Here is a 13180-nt window from a genome sequence, read left to right on the forward strand (position 1 = left end):
GCGCGGTGGCGGGCGGATGTGGGCGGAGGGCGAGCGGGCCTCGCATGCCGGCGCCTCACGCGACCCGGGCCCCGGAAACCCCGTGGGGCCGCCGCGCCCGGCGGGGCAGAATGTGGCGGTGCAGCCGCCCTACCGCGTTCTCGGTCCCAGTCAGGCGCTCCGTACCGGCGACGGTCCGACGGAGGTCGTCCTCGGGGGCGCCAGGCTCCGGGCGCTGTTCACCGCGCTCGCCGCGGCCGGCGGGCGCCCGGTCGGCCCGGACGCGCTGATCGGGCAGGTCTGGGACGACGGCGCCGCCCTCGGGCCGGACCGCACGGCCGCGCTCCAGGCCCTCGTCGGGCGGCTGCGCAAGGCGCTCGGCAGGGACGCGGTGCTCGCGGCCCCCGGCGGCGGGTACCGTCTGGCCGCCGGGCCCGACGACGTCGACCTCCACCGGTTCGAGCGGCTCGCCGCCGAGGGGGCCGCAGCCCTCGCCGAGGGGCGGCCGGAGGCGGCCGCCGGCCTGCTCGACGAGGCGCTGGGCCTGTGGCGCGGGCCCGCCCTCGCGGACCTGCCGGGCCGGGTGGGGGACCCGCTGGTCGTACGGCTCGACCGGCGCCGGGACCAGGCCCGCCGCGACCGGTTCGCCGCCGACCTCGCCCTGGGACGGGCGGTCGACGCCCTGCCCCGCCTCGTCGCCGTCGCCGCCGGGGCGCCGCTCGACGAGCCCCTCCAGGCCCTGCGGATCCGCGCCCTGCGCGCCGCCGGCCGGCCCGCCGAGGCCCTCACGGCGTACGAGGAGGTACGGGCGGCCCTCGCCGACCTCCTGGGCACCGACCCGGGCCCCGAGCTGCGGTCCCTGCACGCGGAGCTCCTCACGGAGGACCCCGCCGGACGACCGCCGCACGATCCCCCCGGCCCGGCGCGCGCCCTGCCGGCCAGGCTGACGTCCTTCATCGGCCGCGACGACGAGCTGCGGGCCCTCGCCGGACTGGGGGACGAGCGGCGGCTCGTCACCCTCACCGGCCCGGGCGGCGTGGGCAAGACCCGCCTCGCGCTGGAGGCGGCCGGGGGCCACGGCGGCCGGGTCCACCTCGCCGAACTGGCCTCCGTCCGCGACGGCGGCACCGTCGCCGCGGCCGTCCTCACCGCGCTCGGAGCCCGCGACACCCAGCTCTGGCACCGGCCCGCCGTCGCCGAACCGGCCGACCCGTACGCCTCGCTGGTCGAGCACTGCGCGGGCCGCCGGCTGCTGCTCGTCCTCGACAACTGCGAGCACGTGATCGACGTCGCCGCCGAGCTGGCCGAGGCGCTCCTCACGCGGTGTCCCGGCGTGACCGTCCTGGCGACCAGCCGGGAACCCCTGGGCGTGCCGGGCGAGACGGTGCGTCCGCTGGGGCCGCTTCCCGTGGCGGCCGCGCTGCGCCTGTTCGGGGAGCGCGGCGCCGCCGCCCGCCCCGGTTTCGCGGTGGAGGAGGACGCCGCGGCGGCGGAGGAGATCGTGCGGCGTCTGGACGGTCTCCCGCTGGCGATCGAACTGGCGGCGGCGCGGCTGCGGCTGCTGACGCCGCGCCAGGTCGCGGACCGGCTGGACGACCGGTTCCGGCTGCTGACGTCGGGCGCGCGGACGGTGCCGCCGCGTCAGCAGACGCTGCGGGCGGTGGTCGACTGGTCGTGGGACCTGCTGGACGCAGCGGAGCGCGCGGTGCTGCGGAGGATGTCGGTGTTCGCCGGCGGCAGCGACCTGGAGGCGGCGGAGGCCGTGTGCGGGGGCGGTGACGTCCCGGACGTGCTGGACGCGCTGGGGTCGCTGGTGGACAAGTCGCTGGTGGTGTCGGCGCCGGGGGAGAGCGGCATGCGCCACCGCCTCCTGGAGACGGTCGCGGAGTACGCCCGGGAGCGGCTGGACGAGGCGGGCGAGCGCGAGGCGACCGAACGGCGCCATATCGCCCACTACCGGGAGCTGGCCCGCCGCACCGACCCCGAGCTGCGGGGTGCGGGCCAGGTCGCCGCCCTCGCCCGCTTCGAGCGCGAGCACGACAACCTGCGGGGCGCCCTGCGGACGGCGGTGGCGCTCGGCGAGGAACAGGAGGGCCTCTGCCTCGTGCACTGCCTCAGCTGGTTCTGGCAGCTGCGCAACCACACGGCGGACGCGCGGACCTGGGCCGCCGAGGTCGCGGCGCTGGGGCCCGACCCGTTCCGGGAGCCCGTCCGCCCGGCCGCGCCGCTCGACGGCCGCTGCGTGGACGAGCCCCCGCCGTGGACCGGCGAGCGGCTCCGGGAGGCCCGGCGCGGCGGTCACCTCTACGCCCTCGCGACCCAGGGCGGGGAGGGCGCCACCGCGTTCGAACAGCCGGAGACCCGCGCCCGGCTGTCCGCGCTCGTCTCCGCGTACCGCCCCGGCCTGCCGCAGAACTGTCGGCAGCCCGGGACCATGTGGTTCTTCGCCCGGCTCATGACGGGCGAGCTGGGCACCCTCGACGAGACCCTGGCGCTCACCGTCGCCGCCTGCCGCGTCCACGGCACCGACTGGGACCTCGCCTTCTCCCTGCTCATGCGGGCCAAGCTCCTCGGCGAGGGCCCCGGGGACGCCGACGAGGCGCTCGCCCTCTTCGAGGCGGCCGAGGACTCCTGGGGCACCGCGGAGACGCTCTCCGCCCGGGGCGAGGCGTACGAGCGGGCCGGCCGGCTCGCCGAGGCCGCCGCCGACTACGCGCGCGCCGCGGACGCCGCCGCCCGGATCGGCGCCCGCTCCCAGGTCCCCGTCATCACCGCCCGCCTCGCGGCCGTACGGCTCCGGCTCCGGCCGGGGGGCGACGCGGCCTCCGAACGGCTCCTGGCCGAGGCCGCCGACGAGGCGGGCGCGTGGGGCGCCGAGGCCGCCGGCACCGGCCGGCTGCTGCTCGCCCAGCACTACGCCCACACCGGTCGCCTGCCGCTGGCCCACGCCCAGCTCGACCTCGTCGAGAGCGAGTTCGGCGACGTCACCCCGGCGCTCTTCTGGGGCCTCGTCGGCGGGGTGCGGGCCTGGCTCGACTGCCTGGAGGGCGCCTTCGGCACGGCCGTGGAACGCCTGGCCCGCGCCGTCGAGGACGTCGAGACGCTCGGCCACCTCGTCGCCCCCACCCTGATCGCCGCCCAGTTCGCCACCGCCGCCTGGGCCCGGGGCGGACGAGGCGCCCCCGCCGACGCCGAGACCGGAGCCCGCCTCCTCGGCGCCTACGACACGCTCGTCGGCACCGACAGCGCCGGCGGCTTCCGCCCCTTCACCGGCCCGACGGAGACCATGATCCGCACCCGGGCGGAGCAGGCCCTCCGCGCCGCCCTCGCCCCCGAGGCGTACGCCCGCCACCACGCGGCCGGCACCGCCCTGTCCCTGCGGAGCGCCGCCTCCCTCGTCCGGACCCCGAGGGAGACCCCCGATGCCTGACCACCACCCCTTCCGCGTCGCGACCCGCCGCGGGGACCTCCACCTGGTCTGGCGGGCCGGCGAGGGCGACGAGCCCGACGCCTTCGCCGTCGACGTCCGGCGCCGGCTCCTCGCCTTCCACTCCCTCGCCGCGCTCCGCGACCACTGCGCACGCGACGGCCTGCCCCTCGTCGAGGGCGAGGCGGCGACCCTCGACCTCGAAGCCGTCCGGAACGCCCTGGACGACCGCGGGACCGGCACCCTGCCGTCGGGGCTGCTGCTGGAGGCCTGGAACTTCTTCGAGGACCTCGCGGGCAGCGTCGCCACCGCCGCGGCCCTGCCCGTCCAGGGCGAGATCCACGGCCTCGCGTACGAGCGGTTCTTCGGGGGCGGGGACGGGGAGGTCTGGCCGGACGCCGAGGCCGAGGCGGCACGGGGGCTGCTCGATGCGGGCCTGGAGCTCTGGGCGGAGGCCGCCCGCGACGCCCTCGTACCCGACGCCCACCTGCTCACGCGCGCGACACGTGTCGGGCGGCCGCTCCCACCGCGCCGACGCGGACGGCCACCACCGCGCTGACGCCCCCCCCCGGCGCGGCCCCGGGGCCGGTCCCGGATGCGATCCGGGGTCCCGGACACGACAATGGCCAGTGCCGGAAGAAACGTAGGAGGCGGCATGAACGCAGAGCCCGACAAGACGTCCGCGGGGGACTTCCCGACGCCCGACCGGCTGCTGCACGCCGGGTCGGAGGGCGAGTTCACGGCGGAGGACCTGGTCCTCGCCTCAGGCCGTGACGTCAATCCGAAGAGCCTCGCCTGGGCGGAACGCCGCATGGCCGAGAAGGGGCGCGCCTCCATGGACGAGCTCCTGCCCTAGCCCGGCCACCCGCGAGCCTCCCCCGCGCATCCTCACGCGCACGCGTGGACCCGGGCGCGGCCCGGGCCCGCCCGTGACTCCCGCGGCGCCCTCGGCCCCGCGTCGGTTCCTCCCGGCGCGGGGCCGAGGGCCGTCCGGGACCGGGGGCCGTCCGGGACCGGGGCCGGCGGCCCCCGGGAACCCGGGGGAGCCGACCCGGCCACGCGGTTCGGGGGAGCACGAGGCGACCGGCGCACGGGCGACGGCCGGCGCCCCCGCCGACGGACCGCCGTGCCCCGAGCCTTCCGCATTTGTGAAACACGTTCTACCGTGGCCGCCGTCGCGCGTCGCACCACGCCCTGACGCGCGGCGCACCGAGGACGGCGCAGGACGCCGCCGCAGGACGCCGCCACGGGAGGCCCCGATGCACCTCGAGTACACGCCCGAGCAGAACCGCCTGCGCGCCGAACTCCGCGCGTACTTCGCCGAGCTGGTCCCGGACGACGTCCACACCCGTTACGCCGACCCGGCGGCCCAGAAGCGCTTCTACCGGGAGACCGTCCGCCGCCTCGGCACCGACGGCTGGCTCGGCGTGGGATGGCCCACCGAGTACGGGGGGCGGGGCCTCACGCCGATGGAGCAGTTCATCTTCTTCGACGAGGCGGCGCAGGCCGGAGTGCCGCTGCCGCTCATGGCCCTGAACACCGTCGGCCCGACGATCATGCGATACGGCACCGAGGAGCAGAAGGCGTACTTCCTGCCCCGCATCCTCTCCGGCGAGATCGACTTCGCGATCGGCTACAGCGAGCCCGACGCGGGCACCGACCTCGCCGCCCTCAAGACCCGCGCCGTGCGGGACGGCGACGAGGCGACGGGCCACTACACGGTCAACGGGCAGAAGATCTGGACCACGAACGGCGACACCGCCGACTGGGTCTGGCTCGCGGTACGCACCGACCCCGACGCCCCGCCCCACAAGGGCATCACCATGCTCCTCGTGCCGACGAGCGACCCCGGATACTCCTGCACCCTCATCAACACCCTCGCCTCCCACGACACCACCGCCAGCTACTACGACGACGTCCGCGTCCCCGCCTCCCGCCGCGTCGGCGAGGAGAACCGCGGCTGGCGGCTCATCACCAACCAGCTCAACCACGAGCGCGTCACCCTCGCCGCCCACGGCACCATGGCCATCCGCGCCCTCCACGACGTCCGGGGCTGGGCCGCCGCCACCCCCCTCGCCGACGGCCGCCGCGTCCTCGACCTCCCCTGGGTCCGCCGCACCCTCGCCCGCACCCACGCCCGCCTCGACGCCATGAAGCTGCTCAACTGGCAGATGGTCACCGCCGTCCAGCACGGCACCCTCACCCCCCAGGACGCCTCCGCCGTCAAGGTCTACGGCTCCGAGGCCCGCCGCGACGCCTACGCCGCCCTCATGGAGGTCGTCGCCGCCGCCGGAGCCCTCAAGGAAGGCTCCGCCGGCGCCGTCCTCCACGGCGAACTCGAACGCGGCTACCGCTCCGCCGTCATCTTCACCTTCGGCGGCGGCAACAACGAGATCCAGCGCGAGATCATCTCCTGGATCGGCCTGGGCATGCCCCGCGTCCGCCGTTAGGCCCCGCGGCCCGTCGGGTCGCGTCGGCCCGCACCGTATGGGTCCTCGGGGCACGCCCGGGGACCGAACGGCCCCTGTGCGAGGAGGCGCGGGGGAGGGAGCCTGACGGTGGCGTCCGCGGGACGAGGCCCGCGGACCTCCGGGGAAGGGGCTGTCATGAAGGCTCTCGTGTACCGGGGAACGGGCGGTGTCGCGTGGCAGGACGTGCCCGATCCCGCGGTGGAGGAGGCGGGGGACGCGATCGTCCGGGTCGACGCCGTGACGCTCTGCGGCACCGACCTGCACATCGTGAAGGGCGACGTGCCCGAGGTCGAGGCCGGCCGCGTGCTCGGCCACGAGGCGGTGGGCACCGTGGTCGAGGCCGGCGGCGACGTGCGCACGGTGCGGCCCGGCGACCGCGTCCTGATCTCCTGCATCTCCTCCTGCGGCCGCTGCGCGCCCTGCCGCGAGCGCCGCTACGGGCAGTGCCGGGGCGGAGGCGGCTGGATCCTCGGGCATCTGATCGACGGCACGCAGGCGGAGTACGTGCGCGTGCCCTTCGCCGACCTCTCCGTCCACCCGCTGCCCAGCGCCCTCGACAGCTTCGACGCCGTGCTCCTCGCGGACATCTTCCCCACCGCCTACGAGGTGGGCGTCCTCAACGGGGGCGTCCGGCCCGGCGACACGGTCGTCGTGGTCGGCGCCGGCCCCGTCGGTCTCGCGGCGGTCGTCACCGCCCGGCTGTACAGCCCCGGACGGATCATCGCCGTCGACCTGGCGGCCTCCCGGCTGGCGGCCGCCAGGCGGCTCGGTGCCGACGCCACCGCGACGGCGGACGAGGGACCGGAGCAGCTCGTGGCCGACCTCACCGACGGCCTCGGGGCCGACGTCGTCATGGAGGCCGTGGGCGTCCCGGAGACCTTCGAGATGTGCACGCGCATGGTCCGGGCGGGCGGCCGCGTCGCCAACATCGGCGTCCACGGCGCCCCGGCGACCCTCCACCTGGAAGACCTGTGGATCAAGGACGTCACCCTCACCACCGGGCTCGTCGACACCTTCTCCACGCCGATGCTGCTCCGCATGGCGGCGGCCGGCCGCCTCCCGGCCTCCGAGCTGGTCACCCACCGGTTCGGACTGGAGCGGATGGAGGAGGCGTACGACGTCTTCGGCCGCGCCGCCGAGACCGGGGCCGTCAAGGTCGCCCTGGGCTGACCCGCCCGCCGTGTCCCGCCCCCGCCCGCTGCCCCGACGGGTGCGCGACCGCCCCCGGCCGGGCGGCTCCGCAGGAACCGCCGGGTCATCCGGACCACCGTGAGGCGGGGGCCGAGGACGCGGTGCGTTTCCGACACGACCGGAGGTTCCGATGGGCCGGGGAGACACCGGAGCGGGGAGCGGCAGGCTGCCACGGCTCCGGCTCGACGAGCTCCTCGACGAGCTCCTGGTCCGCATCGACGAGGTGCGCGGCACGCGGGACCGCCTCCACGGCCTCCTCGAAGCGGTCATGTCCCTCGGCCGCGAACTCGACCTGCCCCAGGTGCTGCGGGGCATCGTCCGGGGCCGGCCCGCGGCTCGCCGCGCGAAGACGACGGCGTCAGCCCCGCTCGGCCTCGCGTTCGTGGGCCTGGGCGGCGATCACGGCGGCCTGCACCCGGCGTTCGACGCCGAGTTTGCCGAGGAGGCGGGAGATGTGGTTCTTGACCGTCTTCTCCGAGAGGTAGAGGCGCTGGGCGATCTGGCGGTTGGTGAGTCCTTCGCCGATCAGGTCCAGGACGGAGCGCTCGCGCGCGGACAGCGCGGCGAGACGTTCGTCCTCGGGAGGGTGGGCCGCCTCGGGGTTCCGGAGGGTGCGCATGAGGCGGGCGGTGGTGGCGGGGTCGAGCATCGACTGGCCCGTCGCCACCGTGCGGACCGCGGACACCAGGTCGGAGCCCTTGATCTGCTTGAGCACGTATCCGGCGGCGCCCGCCATGATCGCGTCGAGCAGGGCGTCCTCGTCGTCGAAGGACGTCAGCATGAGGCAGGCCACGTCCGGCATCCTGGACCGCAGCTCCCGGCACACGGCGATCCCGTCGCCGTCGGGCAGCCGGACGTCGAGGACGGCCACGTCGGGGCGCAGGGCGGGGCCCCGGGCCAGCGCCTGGTCCGCGGTCGCGGCCTCGCCGACCACCCGCATGTCGGGCTCGTCGTCGATCAGGTCGCGCAGGCCGCGGCGTACGACCTCGTGGTCGTCCACGAGGAAGACCCGGGTGGGCTCGACGGCCGGAATCTCGGTCATGGTGACCCCCGCTGGGCTCGACGGGTACCTGTCCGCCCCCACACAAGGATTGTCCGCCATGAGGCCGCTCCGCGGGCTGCCGAGCGCTCCCCGGCGGGCCCGCGGCCCACGGGGGAGGCGTACGCGCCCGCGTGGACCCGGTCAGCCGGGGCGGAAGCCGCCGGGACCGGCGGCGCGCTCCGTCAGCGGTACTCGCAGAGGTATGCCGTCTCGACGGCGACCTTGAGCCGGAACGTGCTGTCCCCGGGGACCTCGAAGCGCTCCCCGGCGGCGAAGGTCTCCCAGGCGGCCGCCTCGGGCAGCCTGACCGTCAGCGCGCCGCTGACCACGTGCATCGTCTCGGGGCTCGCGGTGCCGAACTCGTACTCCCCGGGGGCCATGACACCGATGGTCGCCCGGCCCTGCTCCTGGGTGAAGGCGATCGACTTGACCGTGCCGTCGAAGTACTCGTTGACCGTGAACATGGGGCGTCCTCGCGGGATCGGGAACGGGAGGCGGAATCCGGGGAATCCGGGGAAAAGGGGTGGTCTGGGCCTCGCGAACCGGCCACCGGCAGGGGAACCTTAACGTCGCGGGGGCGGCCCGCACGCCTCCGTCCCGGCCGGTCTCACGTGGTGGACGGAGCGGGCCGCCGCCGCACGGCGCGAGGCCCCTCCGCCCCCGCCCCGGCCGGTCCCGGCCGGCAGCCGGCGAGCGGCCCTTCACGAGTCCCCGCCGCCGTGCCGTCCGTGCCGGGACCGGCACCGCCGGCGCGTCCCGGCCGTCAGGTCGCCGGGCGTCCGCCGAAGGACCAGTCGTGCACCTCGACGTCGGCGTACCGGCCCGGGGAGCGGAGGACGGTGGCGGCCGCCGCCGCGTCCGCGGCGCGGACCAGGGCGGCCGTCCCCACCCAGGTGGTGCCGTCGTCGGCGAACAGCGGGCCGTAGGCGATCAGATCGCCGTCCTCGTCGGCCGGCGCGGCGAGGTCGGCCGGCTCGCCCTCGCCGAAGCCCAGGACCAGATAGCGGTTGCCGTCCTCGCGGCCGCCGGGGAACTCCCACATCGTGCGGCCCAGGGTGTTGTGCCAGCGGCGCAGCAGGACGTCCCGGTACACGCCCGCCTGGTAGTTGGGCTCGTCGAAGGCGAAGGCCCGGGCCGCGGCGACGTCGGGCAGGGTGACGAGGTGCACGCTCCCGGTGCACGCCTCGCCCGCGTCGTCGAACGTCGGCCCGCGCGCGATCAGCTCCTTCTCGAATCCGTCCATGTAGGCCCAGTGCGCCTCCAGGAGCGCCCCGCGCAGGGGCATCGATCCGGGCCGGTCACGGTGGTAGCAGAGGAAGTCCATGGGGTCAGCATCGGTGGTCCCGGGCGATCATGTCGACGGGATTGCGGCGCGGACGCGGGCTTCCCCCGTCGGGGTGGCGTGCCGCCGTCGGGGCGCGGCGGCGACGCGGGCCCCGGGGAGGGCGACGGCCCGGTTGGACGCGGTCAGCCGCCCCGCCGACACTGGAAGCGTCCCCGCGGCCCCTCCGGCCGGCGGAAGGAGCAGTCGTGTTCACCCTGCACATCGAGCATCCGATCACCGACTACGCCCTCTGGAAGACGGCGTTCGACCGGTTCGCCCCGGCGCGCCGGGACGCGGGCGTGCTCCGGTACGAGGTGCGCCGTCCCGTCGACGATCCGGCGTACATCGTGGTCGACCTGCACTTCGCCACGGCCGACGCGGCCGAGGCGTTCCTGGGCTTCCTGCGCACGCGCGTGTGGACCGACCCGGAACGGGCCCCGGCGCTCGTCGGAGCCCCCACGGCCCGCGTGCTGCGGACGGAGGACGAATCCGCACCGGTGACCGGCGACGGGGGCGCGGCGTAGCCTCGGGACATGAGGCAGGACGCCGGCGGCGGGCTCTTCGGGCCCGGTTCAGTGACGTGGCAGGTGCACAGCGACCCGGTGATGTGGATCGCGGGGGTGCGGGCCCTGTGGCTGCAGGCGCTGCACCCGGTGGCGGTCCGGGGGGTGATGATCAACAGCGGGTTCAGGGAGGACCCGTGGGGGCGGCTCATGCGGACGGCGGGGTTCGTGGGGACGCTGAGCTACGGGACGGTGCAGGACGCGGAGCGGGCGGGCGCGCGGGTGCGCAGGATCCACCGGCTGCTCGGTGTGGACGATCCCGAACTGCTGCTCTGGGTGCACTGCGCGGAGACCGACTCGTACCTGGCGGTGGCCCGGCGCTCGGGGCTGCCGCTGACCGACGCGCAGGCGGACCGGTACGTGGACGAGCACCGGACGTCGGCCCGGATGGTGGGGCTCGACCCCGCGGGCGTGCCGGCCTCGGCCGCCGGACTCGCGGCCTACTTCGAGACGGTGCGGCCCGGGCTGGCCGCCGGACCGGACGCGCGGACCGTCGAGGAGTTCCTCCGCCGGCCCCCGGTCAAACCCGTGCTGGTCCCGGCGCGCGAGGTGATCTGGCGGCGCGTCGCCGCACTCGCCTACGACACGCTGCCCCCGTACGCCCACGCGCTCTACGGCCGGCCCGCGCCGCCCGAGGAGACGGTGACGCACCGGCTCGTGGCGACGGCGAACCTCCTGCGCTGCGTCCCCGCGCGCGTGCGGTGGCGCCTGCCGCCCCGGCACGTCCTGCGGGCCGTCGAGCGGCTGGGGCCGCGGACGCGCCCCGACCCTTACGCGTACCTGGGTCCGGACACGTACCCCGCCCCGTACCCACTGTCGGAACCGGCGTCCATACTGGAGACGCCGAGTGCGGCGAACGGAAGCGACGGGGGCGGCGGCACACGATGGGGGACTCGAGACTGATCCAGGGCCGGTACCGGCTCCACGAGGTCATCGGGCGCGGCGGCATGGGCGAGGTGTGGCGCGCCACCGACGAGGCGCTCGGGCGCGGCGTCGCCGTGAAGTGCCTCAAGCCGCTCGGCCCGCAGCAGGACCCGGACGTCCTGCGGGTGGTGCGCGAGCGGTTCCGGCGCGAGGCGCGGGTGGCCGCGGCGCTCCAGCACCGGGGCATCACCGTCGTGCACGACTTCGGCGAGTACGACGGCGTGCTGTTCCTCGTGATGGAACTCCTGGAGGGGAACAACCTCAGCCAGCTGCTCACGGCCAACGCCCAGCGGCCCCTCCCCGTCCAGGACGTCGTCGAGATCGCCGACCAGGTCGCCGACGCCCTGGCGTACACGCACGGCCAGGGGATCGTGCACCGCGACCTGAAGCCCGCGAACATCATGCGGCTGCGCGACGGGACGGTGAAGATCTGCGACTTCGGCATAGCGCGCCTCGGCGCGGACATGGGCTTCACCTCGAAGCTGACCGGCACCGGCATCGCGATGGGCACGCCGCACTACATGTCGCCCGAGCAGATCGGCGGCAGCGAGGTCGACCACCGCAGCGACCTCTACTCGCTGGGCTGCGTGCTGTACGAGCTGGCCACGGGCGCCCCGCCGTTCGACCTGGGCGACTCCTGGGCGATCCTCATCGGCCACCGGGACACCGTCCCGCGGCCCCCGCGCGCGATCCGCGCCGAGCTGCCGCCGTTCTTCGACCGGATCGTCGTCAGCCTGCTCGCCAAGGTCCCCGAGGAGCGGCCGTCCCACGCGGGCGACCTGCGCCGCCGGATCGCCGTGGGCCGGGTGACGCCCGTCCAGGGGACCGGCACCGCGCCGGGTCCCTCCGGCGGCCGGCCCGCCGACACCGCCCCCTACCCGGTCCCGGGACACCCGCCCGTCGCCCCACCGGTGCCCCCGCCCCTCGCGGCCCCCGCGCCCGCGTGGGCCCGGGCCATCGGCGCCGGACACCGCCCGTCGGCCGAGGCCGGCGCCGGGCCGCGCCCGCCCGCCCACGACCCGGCCGCCGCCGTGCTGACCACGGAGTGGACCACCGGCGGCCACCCGCCGCGGGGCCCCGGCGCCGCGGCCCCCGCGTTCCCGCCGGCGACCGCCGCGCCCGCGCCCTCGGCGGAGCTGGTCGCGGTGCTCGCCGGCCGCTACCGCGCGGGGAGGGGCCTCGGGCGGCTCGGCCGCTGGCAGGAGGCCGAGACCGTGCACCGGTCGGTCGCCGACGACCGCGCGCGGGCCCTCGGCGATGAGCACCCCGACACCCTGGCCAGCCGCTACGAGGTCGGCTTCGCCCTCGCCCGGCTCGGCCGCGCCGCCGAGGCGCTGGAGGTCTTCGGCCGCGTCGCCGAGGCACGCGCGCGCGTGCTCGGCGAGGACCACGCCGACACGCTGGCGGCGCGCCAGGAGCGGGCCTACGCGCTGGGCCGCCTCGGCCGCCACCCCGAGGCGTACGAGCTGTACGCGCTGGTGCTCGCGGCCCGGGAGCGGACCGTGGGCCCCGACCACCCCGACACCCTGCGCTGCCGTCACAACCTGGCCTTCACGCTCGGCCGTCTGGGCCGCCTGGAGGAGTCGTACCGCACGGCGCACGAGGTCGCCGAGGCGCGGGCCCGGCTGCTCGGCGAGGACCACCCCGACACCCTGGTGACCCGTCAGGAGGTGGCGTACACCCTGGGGAAGCTGGGGCGCGGACAGGAGGCGCTCACCGAGTACCGCGCCGTCGCCGACGCCCGTGCCACCGCCCTCGGCCCCGACCACCCCGACACCCTCGCCGCCCGCTACGAGACCGGGGTCTTCCTCGGCCGGCTCGGCCAGGCCGCGGACGCCCTCGACGTGTGCCGCGACCTCGTGGCCGCCCGGACGCGCGCGCAGGGCCCCGACGCACCCGAGACCCTCCGCGTCCGGCACGCCCTCGCCGTGAACCTCGGCCGGCTCGGCCGCTGGGAGGAGTCGCTCGCCGAGTCCGAGGCGGTGCACGCGGCCCGGGCCGGCGCCTTGGGCGACACTCACCCGGACACCCTCCTGAGCCGCCGCGAGGCCGCCGTCGCCCTGGGACGCCTCGGCCGCTGGGACGAGGCCCTGGAGGCGCACCGCGCGATCGGCGCCGCCCGCACCCGGCTCCTGGGCCCCGCCCACCCCGACACCCTCGCCGCCCTCGACGACGAGGCCCACTGTCTGGAGCGCCTCGGCCGCCACGCCGAAGCCGCCGACCTGCACCTCAGAGCGGCCACCGCACCCCCGGCCTGAC

General features: G+C 76.6%; 11 protein-coding genes and 1 pseudogene. 9 read left to right on the top strand and 3 right to left on the bottom strand.

Annotated elements, in window-relative coordinates; genetic code table 11:
* Positions 1-118 precede the first annotated feature (118 nt).
* The 6 genes and pseudogenes from ACZ60W_RS06180 to ACZ60W_RS06205 all read left to right on the top strand — a co-directional run.
* Positions 119-3409 (top strand): BTAD domain-containing putative transcriptional regulator, encoded by a 3291-nt coding sequence (locus ACZ60W_RS06180; RefSeq protein WP_469754178.1) that lies wholly within the window; start codon positions 119-121, stop codon positions 3407-3409.
* On the top strand, positions 3402-3965 hold the full coding sequence (locus ACZ60W_RS06185) for a hypothetical protein (RefSeq protein WP_469754179.1): 564 nt from the start codon (positions 3402-3404) through the stop codon (positions 3963-3965). The genes ACZ60W_RS06180 and ACZ60W_RS06185 overlap by 8 nt, the downstream gene beginning before the upstream one ends.
* A 96-nt stretch (positions 3966-4061) precedes the next feature.
* Positions 4062-4262 (top strand): hypothetical protein, encoded by a 201-nt coding sequence (locus ACZ60W_RS06190; RefSeq protein WP_384888454.1) that lies wholly within the window; start codon positions 4062-4064, stop codon positions 4260-4262.
* Between the two features lie 403 nt (positions 4263-4665).
* Positions 4666-5856, top strand: a complete 1191-nt coding sequence (locus ACZ60W_RS06195; protein WP_469754180.1) for an acyl-CoA dehydrogenase family protein — start codon at positions 4666-4668, stop codon at positions 5854-5856.
* A gap of 156 nt (positions 5857-6012) precedes the next feature.
* Complete coding sequence (locus ACZ60W_RS06200; RefSeq protein WP_469754181.1) at positions 6013-7047, top strand: alcohol dehydrogenase catalytic domain-containing protein; 1035 nt, start codon at positions 6013-6015, stop codon at positions 7045-7047.
* Positions 7048-7198: 151 nt separating this feature from the next.
* Positions 7199-7387 (top strand): annotated as a pseudogene (locus ACZ60W_RS06205) (histidine kinase); the annotation flags it as partial.
* A 39-nt stretch (positions 7388-7426) separates the two neighbouring features.
* Here the strand turns inward: ACZ60W_RS06205 and ACZ60W_RS06210 are convergent.
* The 3 genes from ACZ60W_RS06210 to ACZ60W_RS06220 all read right to left on the bottom strand — a co-directional run bounded on the left by ACZ60W_RS06210 (position 7427) and on the right by ACZ60W_RS06220 (position 9434).
* Entirely contained in the window at positions 7427-8110 is a 684-nt protein-coding gene (locus ACZ60W_RS06210) for a response regulator (protein WP_469754182.1), read from the bottom strand.
* A gap of 182 nt (positions 8111-8292) precedes the next feature.
* Positions 8293-8574, bottom strand: a complete 282-nt coding sequence (gene ppnP, locus ACZ60W_RS06215; protein WP_469754183.1) for a pyrimidine/purine nucleoside phosphorylase — start codon at positions 8572-8574, stop codon at positions 8293-8295.
* 299 nt (positions 8575-8873) lie between these two features.
* Complete coding sequence (locus ACZ60W_RS06220; RefSeq protein WP_469754184.1) at positions 8874-9434, bottom strand: YciI family protein; 561 nt, start codon at positions 9432-9434, stop codon at positions 8874-8876.
* A 206-nt stretch (positions 9435-9640) separates the two neighbouring features.
* On the opposite strand from ACZ60W_RS06220, the gene ACZ60W_RS06225 reads away from it, so the two are divergent.
* Genes ACZ60W_RS06225 through ACZ60W_RS06235 form a run of 3 tightly spaced genes read left to right on the top strand, consistent with a single transcriptional unit; the run spans position 9641 to position 13179 of the window.
* Positions 9641-9958, top strand: coding sequence for a hypothetical protein (locus tag ACZ60W_RS06225; protein WP_469754185.1), 318 nt, complete (start codon positions 9641-9643; stop codon positions 9956-9958).
* A gap of 9 nt (positions 9959-9967) precedes the next feature.
* On the top strand, positions 9968-10900 hold the full coding sequence (locus tag ACZ60W_RS06230; protein ID WP_469754186.1) for an oxygenase MpaB family protein: 933 nt from the start codon (positions 9968-9970) through the stop codon (positions 10898-10900).
* Positions 10882-13179, top strand: a complete 2298-nt coding sequence (locus ACZ60W_RS06235) for a serine/threonine-protein kinase (protein ID WP_469754187.1) — start codon at positions 10882-10884, stop codon at positions 13177-13179. The genes ACZ60W_RS06230 and ACZ60W_RS06235 overlap by 19 nt, the downstream gene beginning before the upstream one ends.
* Position 13180: the final 1 nt, after the last annotated feature.

Source organism: Streptomyces sp. NPDC104202, assembly GCF_055584185.1.